The sequence below is a fragment of the Paenibacillus sp. J22P15 genome, assembly GCF_056269345.1.
Map to the genome: position 1 here is coordinate 251,891 of NZ_JBWDNT010000005.1, position 19,083 is coordinate 270,973.

The window sequence follows — 19,083 nt, forward strand, 5'->3', positions numbered from 1 at the left end:
TTTGGAACTAGGAATAACTTGTGCTAGAATGAGATAATACACAGAATTTACATGTAAACACACTAAAATACATGCAAACACTCGAAAATGATAATTAGGAGTGCGATATATGTTAGCTCATGAACGACATGATGCCATTATAAAAAAGTTAAATAAGGAAAAAAGTGTGAAAGTTTCGGGACTAATGGAATTATTCAAGGTTTCGTTTGAAACGATACGGCGGGATTTGGAGTATTTGGAGAAGGAAGGGCATCTGCAAAGAGTGCACGGCGGAGCTAAACTAATTGAAACATATGATAGTACCCAGGAGCTTTCATTTACAATACGTGAGTTGAAGAATAGGGATGAAAAGAGGGAATTGGCTAAGCTAGCTGCTGAATGGGTTTCGAATGGTCAGTCTCTCATTCTCGACGTCAGTACGACGAATACCGCATTTGTTCAGGTGTTAAAAGAGAAATTCGATCAACTTACGGTTTTGACCAATTCTTTCCCAATTGCCAATGAACTTATGGAGAAGCCGGGCTTCATTGTTATTTTTATTGGCGGCGTAGTGCGTAATAAAGAAAGATGTACTACTGGTGATTTTGCTGAATCTTTTATTTTACAGTTTAATGCGGACCTTTTTTTTATGAGTGTTAGTGGAATATCGATTGAACAAGGAATTACGGATTATGGGATAGGAGAAGTATTGCTTAAGAAGAAAATGATGACTCGCGCAAGAGAGACGATCGTATTGGCGGATAGCAGCAAATTTGAGACCGTGTCTTTATTGAATGTTTGTCCGAATGAGAAAGTGAGCCGATTCGTAACGGATTCGAAGATCGCACCGGAGATTGTGAAACTGTATGAAAAGAATGGGATCTCCTTACACTACTAAGTGGCGGAATGTAAATAAGAGGTTAATATCGTTTAATTATATTGAATCGTTCACAATAGGTGGACGATTTTTTATCGTTTTCATAAAGTGAAAACTTCTATCTCCTCAATTATGTGTTTGTGTGTGTTTGTAATTGTATCGTTGTAATTGTATGTATCCCCGTGCTATTATATGGGTGCGTAAGCTAGAAGGGGTGTAGGTAATGGGAATACAGGGGGGAGTAAATTGTTGACGCTCTCAATTATACTTGTAGTTTTTTCGGGATTGGCTCACGCAGTATGGAATATGCTGGCTAAGCAAAGCGTGAACAAGCAGTTGTTTCTATGGATGATCCTTGTACCGACAACTGTTGCACTTTTTCCTCACTTAATAAGGGAATTAATTCAGTCTGCATTACCTGTTGAAGCGTTTATTCTTATAGGTCTGTCATTGTTATTACAAAGCTGTTACGCAGTTTTACTATCCAAAAGTTATGACGCGGGCGATATATCGCAAGTATATCCCATCATGAGAGGAACGAGCACCTTACTCATTCCATTGATCGGAGTAATGTTTTTGGATGAAACGTTAACCGTTTGGGGATGGCTGGGCTTGTTATTCATTTTAAGCGGTATCTTCTTGATGAGTGGGAAGAAAATAGGGGCTAGTTCATTTGCGATTAAGTTAAGACCGATTCTGCTGGCTCTAGGTGTAGGGTTGACCACGACAGCGTATACCCTAGTCGACAAAATCAATCTTTCATATTTATCCCCTCTTTCATTGCTGGAAATATCCAATATCGGATTCATGCTAGGCCTGACCCCTTTTGTTGCTTCAGTCGCTCGAGTTAAAGAAGCGATTCAGAAAAATTGGCGGGTTCTCCTAGTCGGTTCAATCCTTTCACCGGGATCTTATCTTTTGTTTTTGATAGCAATGTATTATGTGCCCGTGGCTCGCATTGCTCCTATTCGTGAGGTGGGCACCGTATTCGGAGTTTTACTAGGTATTTTTATTCTGAAGGAATCTGAAGGGGCGCGTAGACTAGTGGCTGCGTCCATTATTGCAATAGGTATTGTTACTATTGGAATGTTGGGTTGATATTAGAAGCTCAGAATAAACCAATAGCAGTAGTGTTGAAGTTGAGGATTCTCCTGAAAGAACCTTTGGAACAGCCTCGGAAGCGGCATTTGATTTGATGCTGCTGGATGGAGAGAAATCGGTCATGCATATGCTGAGAATTGGTGCTGGTGAAGATCGAAGTATCGCGTATTGAATATATGACGTTAATGACGTCATCCAGTCTTTAGAACATCTAACCCGCAAAAGATTGCGGGTTTTTTCTATGCAAAATGTTAATATTTCTTTCTCCTTAGGAAATTAGACACCTATATGGTGTTAAACATAAGAGGTGTGAAAATGATCTTAATAATTTCCTTGGAAATACTGATCGAACTCGGCAGTATCGTAATAAATGCTTTACAGGACACGTAATGGTGTTATATTATGAAATAGGACACTGATTGGTGTCGGATTATAATAAATGAAAAAGGAAGTGGATTAAAATGCATATACTAACCATCGTTCTTCAAAGTTGGCTGCTTTTCTCCATGGCTTTCTTTGGGGGAAGCAAGCTTGCAGGAGCCCAGCATCAGGTAGAACTGTTTGATTCGATTAAGCTTCCTCAATGGTTCCGAGTCATTACGGGCTACGTTCAAATTGTTGGATGCATAGGACTCATTATCGGCTATTGGTATCCGGTTTTTGCCGCATGGGCTGGAATTCTGATAGGCATTATGATGTTATTGGCATGCATCACGCATTTGAGAGTCAAACATCCGATCGGGAAAATGATACCGGCCTTATTGAATCTCTTGATTGCTATTGCAGTAGTATTCTTATATGCAGATGAACTGCCCCTTCTTTTTGGGTAAGCGATGAGGTCAGGGGTTCTGTCCCCCTTGGTTCAACCATACACAAAAGCCGAGAACCTTGAGAAATCAAGGTTTTTTTTTGTTGCTAACTACGAATGGGGGATGTTCAGTGCCCTCATTTCACGCTACGTTCGAATAGAGTATCAAAAAACAATAAAATTCGTGCATTTTAAAGAACTTCAATTAAGAAATATTTAGGGGAAATTGTACTTTTTGGTGTATTCAGTTTTTTAATAGCTTGTTATTATCAGGTTGAAAACGGAGCTGTCTTCACTGTTTCTGCAAGCGTTTTCTTAGGGGGAGTGAGTAAAAGAGGTGATTGGACAAATCGGAGAACCATTATGCGGAAAAGTAGGTTAACCATGAAAATGAAAAGAGGGATTGAAAATGAAGCTGAAACTGAATAAGCGTGTGAAGAAAGTAGCCTCTTTAGGCGTAGCGTTATCCATGATAGCAGGAATTTTCACTTTTGGACCTAATGCTCCTCGGGTAGATGCACAGCAGGCATCAGGAAATGCTCCGTTTATTAATAGCTGGCTGTTAGCGGGGCCCTATGATACGGCAGTTGCGGATGAAATCTATGGCACGGGCATTACGGAAAATAAAAATGTTGCGCCAACGGCGAAAATTACAGCATCATCGGCGACTTTTGCATCCAATCCTCCTGCTTTCGTTGCTGACGGTAGCACGAGAAATCAGTGGGTAACTGAAAATGACAACGCACCATGGTTGAGTTTCAAGTGGGAAACACCGATTAAAATTGGTGCTGTAACGATTGCGCAGTGGGGAGATGGCAGACATGTCAATCAGTATTATCACCTCACATTTAAATTTGTCGATGGAACTACATCGGACACGATTAGAGTGGACAGTACGTCTGGCGATTCAAGTAAACCAACTATTTTCACGCCGAGTATTACTCTTCAAAATGTTGTGGAAATGAAGGTTGAAATCGATAAAGGCAGATCACCATATCCCAGTATTACAGGGGTTAGTGAGCTGGAAGTATATGAAGCCCCACTATCGGATCCTTCAAGCGCAGATAGACCAATAGATGGAAACTGGGCAAGAAAGGCCGCAGCGACATCAAGCTCCACTTGGAAAACTGGCGCTGTTGGTTTCCCAGACGGAACAGATTCTGCTTCAAGTTTGCCAAAGTTTGCTATTGATGGTGATAAGAATACGAATTGGATTTCACAAATGCATGATACAGGCGGCGCACCATCTTCTTGGCCGAATTGGGACCCTGCACCAACGTTACATTTGACATGGAAGCAACCTGTCAAAGTGAAACAAATTGAGGTGTTTGACCGACACAATACAGCTTGGCCGGCCAATACATCGGATGTTCAGAAGGTGAATTACACGCTAAAAGGTGCAAGTAATGAAGTGCTCGGGACGGGTACAATCACAAATATCGATCCATTGGGAAAGAACCCTGGTGTAGTAACACTTGAACAGGCTGTGAACAATGTTTCAAAGGTTGAACTGTTGATTGTACATGACGGGCAGAAAAATTTGAAAAATGTCGGTCTAGGTTTTACTGAAGTTAATGTATTTGACGGCGATGGGACTGTTGGAACCGTAGATCCAGAACCGACAGCTCATATTACACCGAAAATCGGCGAAGCCTTGACTAGCGGTGAAGGCAATCGGAATTGGGAATATTTTGATGATCGGATTTGGAATAGAAACTATGATGATTACCAAGATTTATATGGTTACTACACGGTGAAAAAAGGTATCGATACACAGAATAAGTTCGTGTATGCGCATACCTATGTGTACAGCCCAAATGCACAAGATGCTCAGTTTAGGTTTGGGTCCAGCGGCGTAAACCGGTTGTTCGTCAACGATATTGCGGTAACGAAACCATCAGCAGCTGCTGAAGTACAGAAGGATATGACAATTGCGAACATTAAATTAAAAGCTGGCTGGAATAAAATCCTGTTACAGATAAAGCATAGCTTCACCGAGGATCTGAATGTTAACGGCGTTCCGATTGCGCAGGATGCGAATGTATCTTATCTAGGATTCTACGGTCGTGTGACGGATATCAATGGCAATAAAATTGACAATCTTACTTATTCCGTTACAGGTGAAAACGAAACATTGTCGATTGCTACGCAAGGAATCGCGAGTGAGGATGCATCTTTTCCAACCAACAATATGCCGATTGGTTACAAGGAATGGCCTTACGTTTGGAATAAATCTAATGCAGGTAACAAATACGGAGTTGCCGCATCGGCTTTTCAATTTATGGCGAGTGGAGGTGCGCCTGGTTATACTTGGAAAATTATTGGTGGAGAATTGCCTGACGGATTGGAATTAAATACAGACGGCACCATTGCCGATGGATTAGTGAACGGAAATGTCAATCTGAATAGCAACAAAGGCATTATCAGCATCAATAGTGCACCGGGAGATTACCCATTCACCGTTCAAGTAAGTGACAAGAATGGAAATACAGCTGTAAAGGAATTTATGATCACAGTCAAAGAGCGTCCGAATAAATGGTTCGAAGAAGGGCGGGTAGGCGCATTATCTCATACCGGTCCAATCTATGATTACTTTGTCGATCCCAATTTCTCCACTGATTTTTGGGCAGAGAGAGCAAAAAGACAAGGGCATTCATTAGTGTCGGTTGAAGCGTTACAACAAAATTATTACTGGCCGTCAAAATTTTCAGACCCGAACCATGACCGGCAAAAATATCTTCCAAAGGATGAGAATGGTCAAGTCGTAGATGGATTGAAACAGTTTGAAGAAGCAGTAAAACGTTACGGTATGAACTTTGGGTTATATTATGCAACCGAGGGCGGCGGTCTACAGCATAGGTCTACAGATGTGTTTGTGCAAAATGTTGAGGATCTTATTTTGCGCTATGATCCGGCCTATCTTTACTTTGATGGTCCCCAAGCCATGCCTAATTCCAATTTTGACGTCATGTTCAGTATGGTGCGCAATTATAGCAATGAAATCATTATCAACTCCAATGCATGGGGTGCAGAGTACGGTGATGTGGATTTAAGAACGGCCGAAGCAAGCCATATTTATGCAAACGCAAATGCCAATCATCTTGTGAAACGAACTCCGATGGAGCCATGGAAGTCTGTCCACACCAAGAACAACTATACACCATACTATGCGAAACGCGATGATTACCGTCAGGTCGCAAAAGAAATGATTACGAATGCCGGCAGAGGGTACGTGGACAACAATGACCAGATGCCAATAATGAGCCGTGGAACAAACTGGGATTCTCCGGAGGATGTTGCAACAAGATACCCTAAATCCCTTCAAGAGTTTATCGATGTACGAGAAGGGCTTGCAAGTTGGTTCGCGCCCGAAGGCAAGCCGGAGAGACACGAGTCCACCACCGGCACAATGCCGTATTTCTTGGCGGGCTATGGCTACGAAGATGACGGTAAAGGCAACTATGAGAAGTTTGCTTTCCCGAACAGCACGAGAGGCCCACAATGGGGCTATGCAACCTATCGGGACAACAATATTTACCTGCATATTATGAAAGGCCCTGACAGCAAAAAAGGATTTGGTGCTATTACGGGCAAGGTATTGACAATTAGTCCAGTAAAAGATCATGTGACTAAGGTAACATGGTTAAATGAAGAAAAAGCAGTTGAATCATTTGAGCAGAACGGAGACGTGTTGACAATCAATCTTGCTAACGTTCAAGAGGATTCGATCGATACGATTATTAAGATCGAAACGGACAGCGCTGTTCGGAAATATACGCTTACTGATATTGTTACGACAGGTCAGCAGTTGACTCCGGCATCACTACAAATTAATGCCGAAGGATATATGACCTTTCCGGCGCTTAAAGCCAAGCTTAGCGGTATCCAGTATAGTAGCTCTGATACTGGAATTGCGACGGTTAACGGTAGTGGTATTGTAACACCAGTATCGAACGGAACAACAACCATCACGGTAAGTGGTACTTACGAAGGGGTAACAAAGCAAGATACGTTTAAAGTAACGGTAAAAGACGGCAAAATTTATAGTGGCGAAACAATGATAGGTGCGACTTTAATGATTAATGGAAAAGAAGCCTATGGCGAGCACGGCACATTAGAAGGGCTTCGTTATCAAATCGAAGGCAGATCGTCGAAAGGCGGATCCATCGGGCTGAACGCAGCACAGATTAAATGGCATGGCGGAATCGTCGATCTGAAAGCAGGCGATAAATATAAGCCTGTCGTGATCAAGGAAGTAAATACGTTTACTTTTAAATCAGATGAAATCATAACGCCTTATGTAGAACAACCTACAAGAGGAGTCGTTTGGGCCGATGTAACGTTGGACGGCACAACATTCACGACAAATAGAGTATTTATGGACCTGTTACCGAACCGAAATCTTGCAAAGACCGCTGAGATTACGGCTAGTCACGAGCAAGATGCCATCATTCATCTAGTTGATGGCAAAACCATTGACGGCATTCATGTTGATCAATCCAAGTGGTCGGTGCCAGCGGGTGAACAGGCGTGGATTCAATTCAAGCTGCCGGTAAAGTCAGACATTGCCAATGTAAATATCAATTTTAATTCATTAGATCAAAATTATCTCAATACACCTAAAACAATCAAAATTCAAACGAGCACTGACGGCATGGAGTGGAAGGATGCCAGCACAGTTAATGGCCCGACGGGCGGTGCATACTTCGGATTCTACAACTCATATCCGTTAATCGCCGAAGCACAGTATGTGAGACTCGTCTTCGACGGTGGATCGAACGGTTCAATGATCGATTTGCTCGAAGTGGCTATCAATGGAATAGACACGACTCATTTGTTCGACCGCTTCGAATCCGCATTTAAGCCGATTGATACGACTACTGGTAAATTTGATATTCAAGCCTATACGGGTTTGGGTGAAGCGATGGATATGAAGGACGCCGAGATCACTGTAACAAGCGAGAATCCGGATGTCATTGCAGTGGGTAATTCCAACCTACTGACTGCTGTTTCACAGGGGATGGCCAAATTGAATATCAAGGTTCAAATTGGCGGACGTTCTATCAACAAAGTATCGTATTTATTTGTTGATACGGAAGGAAATATCTATGAAACTGCCTATTTGGACAAAGTTAACGTTAGCCTAAATAAAACGACTATTAAACGTAACGAACCTATCGTTGCTACATTAGAAGGCTTGCTGAGTAATGGCGAACAAGCAGATTTGTCGAGAGCTACTGTGGAGTATCAATTCAGCGACAGCAGACTTTCTGTTGTGGAAGGCAGTAACACAATCATCCTGGCAGAAGATGTTCGCAACAATTTACAAGCAACGGTTACGGCAAATGTTATTTTAGATGGGGTGACCGTTGCAAGCCTTCCGGTCTCAATTAAAGTAGCGGGTAGCAACATCGCATCGCTGTCTAACGTGACGGCGAGCTCAGCTTATAACGCTACTTCCTATACGGAGCGAAATGCAATAGACGGGAATCGGACGACGGCTTGGGCCAGCAATGGTAGTCTAGGTGACCCGTGGATCAAGCTGACATTCGATCAAGAAGTTACGATCGGCGGCATTAATCTCGTGGAACGGGAAAATTCACCTGCTGATTTGTTTACAAATGCCAAGCTCGAATGGGAAGGCGGATCGAGAGAATTGTCAGGGCTGAAAGCCAGTGGAGATAATGTAGTAGAGTTTGAGACACCAATTAAAACCAGTTGGTTGAAGCTGTCGATCAAGAAGATTGCTTACAATCCCGGACTGATGGAATTTGAGGTGTTCGAAGCGCAGAAGCCATTTGTGAAAACAATCGTAGACTACAAATCGGTCACTGTAGATACGGAGCAAGGTGAAATCCCAGCACTGCCTGCACAGGTGGAGGCCGTATACAACGATGGGACTACCGGTATGGTTGACGTTGACTGGGATTCTATTACACCAGACATGGTGGCGAACAAGGGTGTATTCTCCGTTGCAGGTACAGTGGACGGAGCAACAGCAAGAGCTAAAGCAATAATAACAGTTACTGCAAATGTCGAAACGGGCAGCTACATCCTAACGGCTACCGGAGCCGCAAGCATCATTGCGGGCGAGTCCTTTGATGTGACCTACACGCTCAGCAATGTTGCAGAACACGTGTATGCGCTGGATCAAACGATCCATTATGATCCAACGCAAGTAACATTCCTTTCAGTCGATGCCTTGCAAAGTGGATTTTCGATTGTTGGACAGAAGGAAGGAGAAGGTGAGGTTCGCATTCTGATGGCAAGTGCGGGGTCCGGAAGTGCAATAAAGTCTACGGCTCCAGTATTGAAACTGAACTTCAAGGCCAAAGAGGCTGACCAAAACGTAACGAGCTCCATCTTCTTAACTGACGTGGCTGTTGCGGGTGCAAGCGGAATCGAAACACCGGTGAGCAATGGTTCCGCGTACACGATTCAAATTATCGCAGTGGATAAAGCGGTATTGCAAGCACTTATTACGAGTGCGCAAGCATCGCATGATGCAGCGGTAGAAGGAGCTGGAATTGGTCAGTATCCAGTAGGTTCGAAAGCGATATTGCAAGCGGCAATTGATCTTGCCAAGGCAGTAGCGGGTCAAGGCGGGGCTACTCAAGATCAAGTGGAGCAAGCAATCGTTCAACTAGAAGCAGCGTTGCAAGCATTTAAAGCTTCCGTGAATGTAGCGGCTTCTGGTGATCTAAATGGAGACGGTAAAATCAGCATTGGGGATCTCGCTCTCATCGCAGCTGGTTATGGAAAAACTTCTGCTGATGCAGACTGGTCTATGTATGAAAAAGCGGATATGAACGGTGACGATAAAATCGACATCGTTGATCTTGCAGAGATTGCTAGATTGATACTGGGTTAATTTCGAAAAGGGGAAGGTGCGATGCCTTCCCCTTTTCTTTTTGTCGATAGGATGAATTAATCAATGGTTCGTAGCTTCCGTGTTCGAATAGGGGGAAGGGGTAATAAAACATATGAAAAATGAAATGGAATCCGGGTTTCCTGCTTTTCGTATTCTGCATGCATCACCAGGCACCATTGTATATTCACCAGGCAGTCAATTCGGACCGCGGATTCAGCGGGATTGGCAGCTTTTCATATTAGATTCGGGTTCCCTTCGTTTATGGATAGATGAAGTATTACATATTGTTCAACCTGGCCATGTTGTGCTTCTGAAGCCTGGTCATAGAGAGAGATTCGAATTTGCTAGAGAGAAAGAAACTTGGCATCGATGGGTAACTATAGAAGTGGAGCAAGGATCGACAGAGATTGAGAATGCTTTTAAGCAACTGCCTTTTTCTATTCCAGTATCTGAAGAAATGAACCGGCTGGTTAATCAGATGATACCTCTTAAACATAAGTCCGCATGGGAAAATAGAATGCTGCTTCGTGCGCTTGGTTTAACTGCCTTTTATTTGTATGCAGCTGAGGCAAGCGAACATGAGAAAGGTCAAGATGAACACCCTGCGGTTTACTTAGCCAAAAATTTTGTTCAAAGACATTATAGCGACGACATTAGTCTATCGGATCTGTCAAAAGCAGCGAATGTTACAGAGGAGCATTTAATTAAATTGTTTAACAAGCATATGAAAATGACTCCAATACATTATTTATGGCAGTATCGTGTCAAACAAGGCGTAGATTTATTAGTCCATACCGGGTTGACTATCACAGAAGTGGCCTATCAATGCGGCTTCAAAACTTCCTATCATTTTGCACGCACGATTAAGAAATGGACTACTCATACACCTACAGAAATTCGTAATCAACACTGGAACATGAATCAGCTTAAATAAATACATAACGCTCAATTACAGACACAATAAACAAATTACAGCCATTGTTGGTGAGACTCTCGCGAAGTAAACTGATTTCATAATATGCAGAATAACAACGCACAACATTGGAGTGACTATACATGCTTGAACAGAATCTAATTATTTACTCGCGAAACGCATCCAAGTATGAAAGATTTGCGGCAAGGGAAGTACGCAGATACATTTATTTGCGAACTTCCACCCTTTTGCCTATCCTTTCGGTGGATTTCGTTCCAGAAGGTGCGAATGGAATTATTATCGGATATCCGGATAGTAGGCTGATTAGGGATTCTATTGTGGTAAATGAGCAACAAGAGCAAACTACGCTTGAACAGAGCTACATCTTGAAAGCGTTATCAGTCGCTGATGGGGAATGGGTTATCGTGACAGGCGGTCGAGAGGGAGGATTGCTTTATGCCGCTTATCGTTTAGCCGAGCGTTATGGAATCCGGTTTTCCCTTCATGGTGATATCGTGCCTGACGAACAAATCCCTTTTTTTTTGCCAAACCTTGATGAAACGAGCTCACCGTTATTTCGTTTACGGGGTATTCTTCCTTTCCATGATTTCCCGGAAGGTCCGGATTGGTGGAGTGAAGATGATTACAAAAGCGTACTTTCCCAACTGACGAAGCTTCGTATGAATTTTATTGGACTACATACGTACCCGGAGAGACCGCGAACAAATCTATATGCAAGTGCGGAACCGACAACCTGGATTGGACTTGCAGAAGATGTGAAGGAAAATGGCGATGTAACGTACAGTTATCAATCTAGGCATTATACGACTATTAACGGAGCATGGGGGTATGCAGCGCAAACAACGAGCAGCTTTACCGATGGTGGCGATCAGTTGTTCGAGAGAGACGACTATGGTGCGGATTACATGCAAGATATGGCTCCTTGGCCAAAAGATATGGAAGCAAGCAATGAACTTTTCAATCGTTTTGGACGTGTATTAAAAAATATTTTCGATTATGCGAAGGAGCATAACATTACCACATGTTTAGGAATGGAAGGACCTCTTACTATACCAGAAGAAGTTAAATCTCATTTATTAGAGAAAGGGTTGAACGCTCAGGAACAAGCAACAGTTCAGCAGCTTTACGAAGGGATTTTTACACGAATCGAACGTGCTCACCCGCTTGATTATTTTTGGTTATGGACACCAGAAAGTTGGACATGGGGCGGAAATTCAGTGGAACAAACGCAAGCGACATTAACAGATATCCAACTGGCAATTCAAGCCGCAGAAAAAGTAAATCCTGCTATTCAGATTGCAACAAGCGGCTGGGTACTTGGTCCTCAAGCGGATCGGACATTGTTTGACCGCCATCTTCCTAAATCTGTGCCTTTCAGTTGCATAAACCGAAATCTCGGACTTGATTTCGTGGAGCCGAGCTTTCAAATGATTCAAGAACGTCCAACTTGGGCAATTCCATGGGTGGAAGACGATCCTGCCATGAATTTGCCGCAATTGTGGTCAGGTCGGATGCGCCGAGATGCCGCTGATGCACTATCTTATGGCTGCGAAGGATTAATGGGCATCCATTGGAGAACCAAAGTGATTGATCCAACCTTTGCTGCTCTTGCAGCTGCAGGCTGGGAGCAAGCAAGCTGGAGTCCCGACTTCGGAAAACAAGTGGAAACGGACTATAGTTCTGAAGGATCTACAGGGGGGCAATCCATACAATTAGAAACAATACTGGATTGTTCAGATGAAATCTATAATACCGTTCGAACAGGAATGAAAGGATACCGTTTGCAAATACCTAACGGCACCTATAAATTGACGCTGAAATTCAAAGAGTGGGAAATTAAAGAACCAGGCAAACGAGTTTTTGATGTATACACGAATAGCGGTGTAGAAGCAAGACTTTTTCAACTCGACATCTTTGCTGGGGCAGGCATTAATAGGCCTTGGGAACGTTCGATCGAAGAAGTAAAAGTATCGGATGGGTTGCTTGATTTAACGTTTAGAAGTCATAACGGCGAAGCTTGTTTAAGTGCGATAGAGGTTGTAGGGAAGACCGACGATATTAATCAGTTTGAGGGTTTTGCTTACTCGCGATTTATCAATTGCGGAGGACCTGCAGTTGGTTCATATGAAGCGGATCTGCCAGAGCTTAAAGTCAGAGATCGTGACTTGCCCGTTGCAGATTTTTATGAAGATTGGACAACAGCTCAATTTGGTTCGGAAATAGCGGCAGATGCAGCTTCAATTTTTACTGAAATAGATGGTAATCTACCACGCCCAATCAATTGGGTATCAGGTCCGGGCAGTACGATCGAAGTGAATCGAGCACCATGGGATGACGTATCTACTCAGTATGATTTTATAGCAAAGTTAGAAGCTTTACGAAGTCTTATTCAAGGTGCTGGGCATCTGGACCGATACGATTATTGGCTCAATCAATTCCGGTTTGTACGCGCTGCTGCCCAGATTGGTTGCACGTTAGGATTGTATGAAACGGCGTTAGAGAAACTTCATGCGCATGCCTCCGTTGATCAGAAACTAATGATTGCTAACACTCAGCTATTACCGATTTACAAACAACTGGTTGTTCAGTATTCGGAATTTAACGGTTATTTACTAGCAACCATCTCTACCCCTGGTGAAATGGGAAACTTCGCCAACATTCAGCAACAAACGATGCAGTCTCAGCTTTATAAACTTGGTAAGGAGCTTGAGAATTTACTCGGCAAGCCGCTTCCGGAAGATGCACTGCCGCCTAGTGTTTTATCGGGCAAAGCTCGGTTGATCGTTCCAACAGTCCGCACGAGCATTGGAGTTGGTGAGACGCTTCAACTGAAAGTGATCATTGTTTGTAATGTGACAAGTCCAGTAGATGCAACACTTTATTGGAGACATCTTGGGAAAGAGGATTATCAGAAAGTACCATGCACTCATGTAAACCGCGGTGTTTATCAGGTTTCCTTATTGCCGGAATCAGATGAAGATTTCGAATACTTCATTGAAGCAAATATTGCAAATAATGAGAAATTGAAATTTCCAGTAACTGCACCGGCACTAAATCAAACAGTAGTACTTTATGAAGGAGGAAAACCGAATGTTTAAAAAGCAATTAACTATTCTAGTTATGTTTTGTATGCTATCAACGACCTTGTTAAGTTGGGGGACCAATGCTGCACAGGCTTCTGGTGTAACACAGAGCAGAATACAAGCACAATTTTTCGTTGCACCAACAGGTAACGACACCAATGACGGTTCGTACGACCATCCATTCGCGACCTTGGAAGCGGCTCGTGATGCTGTGCGGCTAATTAACAGCAATATGACTGGTGATATTTACGTTTTTATTGCTGCTGGGAATTATTACGTGAACGAGACGATTTCATTCAATGAAAGCGATTCAGGCACCAATGGCTTTAACGTTATTTATAGAAATTTGGATGAACTGGGAAGCGCGAAATTTATTGGCGGGAATAAAGTAACCTCAGAGTGGAGCTTGGTAGCCCGTACAGGAGCAGATGCAGATATGCCTGCTTTAGTAGAAGGTGATGTTTACAAGACCTATGTGGGAACAGAAGTCAACTTCAACACGTTATACGTAAATGATGAAAGGGCGGTAATGGCGAGAACAAGGAATTTAAATCGGTATCCCGGGTTTCCTGTATCTTCTACGGAATATATGAGTGCCATGGGCGGAAGTATATCATCACTTGTTTATAATAGTTCCAGCAGCTCGTACATAAAGACTAAAGCCGTGGATAATTTAACCAATACCGAGTGGTCGTCCAACAGTGAAAATAATCCATGGATCAAGCTTGAATGGAGCAGCAGCCAAACGATCAATAAGGTCACCCTTCATGACCGTTTGAACCCTTCTGACTGGACAAAGGGAGGTACATTGACTTTCAGCGATGGAAGCTCAATCGATGTAACCGGGATTCCAAATGATGGCGCAGCTAAAGAGGTTACATTTCCAGATAAGACCATAAGCTGGGTCAAATTCCAGGTTGAAGGCAGCAGCGGCAATAATGGCCTTTCAGAATTCAAGGTATTGGATACAACAGATGCCAATATTTCACCAAATGCTGCAGTTACAGTGTCGTCTGAATATGGTAAAAATCTGGATGCCGTATCGGAAGCGGGTCTGATAAATGCACAGGCACGCGGCGAACTGGATGCACAGGTGTATGTTTGGGATTGTGATTACAGGGATTGGATGACAGATACGATTCCGATTGGAAGCATCAATCCGTCCACAGGCACTATTCATTTCAAAACAACGCCTGGGCATCCTGAAGCAAACCGTCCGCATTATGCGATAGGCGCCGCCGCCAGGTTTGTTTTACAGGGAAATTTAAGCTTTCTGGATCAGCCGGGTGAATATTATTTCAATAAAACAACCGGATACCTGTATTACTATCCGATTTCTGAAGCAGGCGATATAAGCAGTCAGGATATCGTAATTCCCAAACTTGAGAAAATAATTGAAGTCATGGGCTCATCACGCACAAGCACTGTATCGAACATTACCTTTGACGGTTTGCAGATAAAGGATACTAATTTCCCTGACTATTACAGTTTTGCATGGAATTATGGAGATTACTCAGGCATGGGTATTTACCCGCCGGAAGCTCAAGTAGTCGGAGTCAAACAGCCGTCTTACAGCGAACAGACCGAAAGAGTTGAGTTTCAGAAGGGCGCCTTACAGCTTACGAACACACACCATATTACAATCCAAAATGTGCATATAAAGAATGTGGGTTTAATGGGAATAAACGTATATCTGGCCAACCAATACACGAATATAAATAACTCCTTGGTAGAAGGCGCCGGTATGAACGGTATTCAACTGGAGGGCGGTTATCCAGGCATCGGCGGGGACTCGGAAGGGAATGGATATAACAGCTATAACACAATAACAAATACGATTGTTCGTAATATAGGCGAGCTGGTCGGTTCAGCAAGCGGCATTACAATAATGAACTCAGGTTATAACACGTTATCCCATCTAGAGGTTTACAATTCGTCAAGAAGAGGAATCTTCCTTTCTGCAGGATATAGCCGCAATCCTAATTATCCGGCTCCGGATGGAGACCCAAATACGATAGATGGGGACCGAGATTACAATCCAATGACTGATTTGTATTCGCATCATAACACCTTTGAATATATTTACTTGCATGACAACCAGCAAGATGGCGGGGATGACGGATCATTCTTTGCTTGCTTCTTGTATCGAGGTCCAATCAACAGGCCGAATTATATTAATCAGATGCTCATTGGCAGCACCGGAGCAAACCCGAGCATGGCGGATATAGCTCCAAATAACATGAACCTTGACATGGGAACGTCAGGATTCGAAATAAGCAATTTTAAATCCGTCAATCCACAGCATTACAATGCTGAAATAGGCGGCGGCGATTCAAGATATGTATTGACCAACACAAACATTAACTTTGGAGGATACTCACAGATAGACACGTTTGACGATTCATTGATGGATTATGCGAATATAGGAGTAATCGTCGGCTACCCGAGCGCATACCTGCCGGCAAGCACTACTTACCAAGAGCCTTCCAACATCTATTTCAAGGATGATTTTGAGAAAGGATTGGAATTGTCCAAGTGGATGTATAGCGGAAATAAACCAACCACGTCAACAGAATTCATGTCGGAAGATGTGAGGGTCGGCAAAAGATCACTGAAAATAAACAGTGACGCGGCGGCAGCAGGTTCAAAACCTGTATTATACAGGGATTTTGGTACTAACCTTAATAAAATAGTCACTGTGAAATTGTTTGACAGACAAAACAACTTCCTTCCTACTTATGATGTTGGAGAACCAATAGCAACAACCATTAAATCGATCGCAAGAGTAGACAATTCTACTAATACAGTGGGGCTTGGCTTGGACACGACGTCCAGTTCCAAATTTTATGTTTTCTCAGATGGTTCCAAGGTGACGGCTACTTCTGTCCCGCGTACCTATGGCTGGCATGAATTGAAATGGGATTATACGAGCGGTACGGATGTGAAGCTGTACATTGATGATGTCTTGGTTAACACATTGAATACAGCGACCAATTTTAATCATGTTGCGCTTGGAACCGATGATGGCAAAGGCGTAAGTTATTACGACCAGTTCTATATTTATGGCGGAACAGAAGCACCAGATCCTGGTTTGGTATCCACGCCGCCTGTGCCCGACTATGATTCATCTAACGACAATAAGGTTCAGCTAGATTTGGATTTTGAGGATGGAAATGTACCGAATTTTAATCTTTTCGGCTCAGGAAAACCCCAATTGAGCGTGATTGCCGATCCGACAGACTTGAACAATAAAGTGTTACAAACTTCAAGTAATGATGGGACTTTATTCTATCAGTCAGATGCTCCATGGAGCAATTATACTGTCAATATGAAGTGGAAGTTTGTTAATTGGGGCACCCATAATCTTTTTAATAATCAATATGATCATTTTACAATCTATGTAATGACTCAAGGTACAGCTGTGGCAAATCCGTCGAGCTATCAAGTAATCTTTAGACGGAATAAAAATGGAGCTCCTGGTTATCCGGCAGGTACACCATATTTTGAAATTAGCAGACATAATCCAGGCGACGTCTCGCTTGGGAGAGCTGCACTGCCAAGCGGATTCGATGAGACAGAATGGCATGACTTCCAAATTCAAGCTTACGGAGGTAAAGTCGGATTTATCGTTGATGGCGTTACAATAATGTCAGCTAATGACGGGATGTACACATCCGGAGGGTTCGGTTTTGGTGGAATCAACTCTAAGGTGTTACTAGACGACATCGAAATTATTTCCAATCCGACCTATGTCGAATTTGGAACGGATTTTAATTTAAGTAATGTGACGTTGAATGGTAAATACAATCCGACTGCGTTTCTCTATGCTGCGACGATCAACGATAGTGACGCGCCAGTTACCTTGATCCGTCCGCGTCCGGTTTTGGCTGGAGCGGAAACAAAGGTAGAGCTTAACGGCGTAGATATTACGGATCAATTTAACGACTATAGCACAGCAATAGAGCTTCTTGGTTTGCATAAAGGAAGAAATAAACTTGTTTTGTCGGAAATTACGTCGGCAGGTACGAAAGCCTTCACTATTAATATTGAGAAGTCTTATACGATTGAATCAATAGACGAGATTGCGCCAATCATTGCGCAGGTCGGCACTGCTCCAGCATTGCCTACATCGACCAACGTGACTTTCGCGGATGGAACGAGCCAAAGGGCCAATATACAGTGGGATCTTGTGGATCCATCCCAGTACAAAAAGACAGGTACGTTCACTGTTCACGGACAATTGGTCGGATTAAACGGTAAGGTCAGCACAACGGTTAGCGTCGAAGGACTTGAGCTGCTAAGCAAGCTTGAGGATGTTATCACCATTGCGGAGACAGCGCCGGAATTGCCATCAACGATTAGCGCCCAATTTACTAATGGTACTCAAGATTTGGCGTTAACATTTGCTGAATTCGATCCAGCCATGTATGCAAATGCAGGCACAATCATTGCGGTTGCTGACGTTGAAGGGTATCCGGGTAATGTTTTGCAGAAGGTTATCGTGGAAGCGGCGCCTATAACAACGGATTACACTCTAACGGCTACGGGAGCTGCTAGCGTCATCGCAGGTGAGACATTCGATGTGACCTACGTCTTGAGCAATGTTGCAGATAGCGTTTATGCACTGGATCAATCGATCCATTATGACAGGGCCCAAGTAGAATTGCTTTCAGTCGATGCCTTGCAAAGAGGATTTTCGATTGTTGGACAGAAGGAAGGAGAAGGTGAGGTTCGCATTCTGATGGCAAGTGCGGGGTCCGGAAGTGCAATAAAGTCTACGGCTCCTGTATTGAAAGTGAACTTCAAGGCCAAAGAGGCTGACCAAAACGTAACGAGCTCCATCTTCTTAACCGACGTGGCTGTTGCGGGTGCAAGCGGAATCGAAACGACGGTGGACAATGGTTCCGCGTACACGATTCAAATTATCGCAGTGGATAAAGCGGCATTGCATGCACTTATTACGAATGCGCAAGCATCGCATGATGCAGCGGTAGAAGGAGCGGGAATCGGTCAATATCCTGCTGGTTCGAAAGCGATATTGCAAGCGGCAATTGATCTTGCCAAGGCAGTGGCGGGTCAAGGTGAGGCTACTCAAGATCAAGTGGAGCAAGCGATCGTTCAACTAGAAGCAGCGTTGCAAGCATTTAAAGCTTCCGTGAATGTAGCGGCTTCTGGTGATCTAAATGGAGACGGTAAAATCAGTATTGGGGATCTCGCTCTCATCGCAGCTGGTTATGGAAAAACTGCTGCAGATGCAGACTGGGCTATGTATGAAAAAGCGGATATGAACGGTGACGATAAAATCGACATCGTTGATCTTGCTGAGATTGCTAGATTGATACTGGGCTAACTACGAATGGGGGGAGCTGCAATGTCTCCCCCTGTTATTGTCAAATGGATGAATTAATCCATGTGTTTAAAAGCATGGAA

At 43.3% G+C, this 19,083-nt stretch carries 7 protein-coding genes; all 7 read left to right on the forward strand.

Going from position 1 to position 19,083, the window contains the following annotated elements; genetic code table 11:
- Window positions 1-109: 109 nt before the first annotated feature.
- The 7 genes from AC0YN6_RS14685 (at window position 110) to AC0YN6_RS14715 (ending at window position 19,003) form a co-directional block, all read left to right on the forward strand.
- Window positions 110-877, forward strand: coding sequence for a DeoR/GlpR family DNA-binding transcription regulator (locus tag AC0YN6_RS14685; protein WP_475747695.1), 768 nt, complete (start codon window positions 110-112; stop codon window positions 875-877).
- A 228-nt stretch (window positions 878-1,105) separates the two neighbouring features.
- Window positions 1,106-1,954 (forward strand): EamA family transporter, encoded by an 849-nt coding sequence (locus AC0YN6_RS14690; protein WP_475747697.1) that lies wholly within the window; start codon window positions 1,106-1,108, stop codon window positions 1,952-1,954.
- A gap of 464 nt (window positions 1,955-2,418) precedes the next feature.
- Window positions 2,419-2,787 (forward strand): DoxX family protein, encoded by a 369-nt coding sequence (locus AC0YN6_RS14695; protein WP_475747698.1) that lies wholly within the window; start codon window positions 2,419-2,421, stop codon window positions 2,785-2,787.
- A 387-nt stretch (window positions 2,788-3,174) separates the two neighbouring features.
- Complete coding sequence (locus AC0YN6_RS14700; protein WP_475747699.1) at window positions 3,175-9,636, forward strand: discoidin domain-containing protein; 6,462 nt, start codon at window positions 3,175-3,177, stop codon at window positions 9,634-9,636.
- Window positions 9,637-9,748: 112 nt separating this feature from the next.
- Window positions 9,749-10,570 carry a helix-turn-helix domain-containing protein gene (locus AC0YN6_RS14705; protein WP_475747701.1) on the forward strand — a complete coding sequence of 274 codons (822 nt, stop codon included), beginning with the start codon at window positions 9,749-9,751 and terminating at the stop codon, window positions 10,568-10,570.
- A 122-nt stretch (window positions 10,571-10,692) separates the two neighbouring features.
- On the forward strand, window positions 10,693-13,668 hold the full coding sequence (locus AC0YN6_RS14710) for a malectin domain-containing carbohydrate-binding protein (RefSeq protein ID WP_475747702.1): 2,976 nt from the start codon (window positions 10,693-10,695) through the stop codon (window positions 13,666-13,668).
- Entirely contained in the window at window positions 13,661-19,003 is a 5,343-nt protein-coding gene (locus AC0YN6_RS14715; protein ID WP_475747703.1) for a DUF7402 domain-containing protein, read from the forward strand. The genes AC0YN6_RS14710 and AC0YN6_RS14715 overlap by 8 nt, the downstream gene beginning before the upstream one ends.
- The last annotated feature ends 80 nt before the right edge of the window (window positions 19,004-19,083 follow it).

Coding starts and splice junctions, on each gene's coding strand:
- AC0YN6_RS14695 (WP_475747698.1), top strand. CDS start 2,419: ATGCATATACTAACCATCGTTCTTCAAAGTTGGCTGCTTTTCTCCATG.
- AC0YN6_RS14705 (WP_475747701.1), top strand. CDS start 9,749: ATGAAAAATGAAATGGAATCCGGGTTTCCTGCTTTTCGTATTCTGCAT.
- AC0YN6_RS14685 (WP_475747695.1), top strand. CDS start 110: ATGTTAGCTCATGAACGACATGATGCCATTATAAAAAAGTTAAATAAG.
- AC0YN6_RS14710 (WP_475747702.1), top strand. CDS start 10,693: ATGCTTGAACAGAATCTAATTATTTACTCGCGAAACGCATCCAAGTAT.
- AC0YN6_RS14700 (WP_475747699.1), top strand. CDS start 3,175: ATGAAGCTGAAACTGAATAAGCGTGTGAAGAAAGTAGCCTCTTTAGGC.
- AC0YN6_RS14715 (WP_475747703.1), top strand. CDS start 13,661: ATGTTTAAAAAGCAATTAACTATTCTAGTTATGTTTTGTATGCTATCA.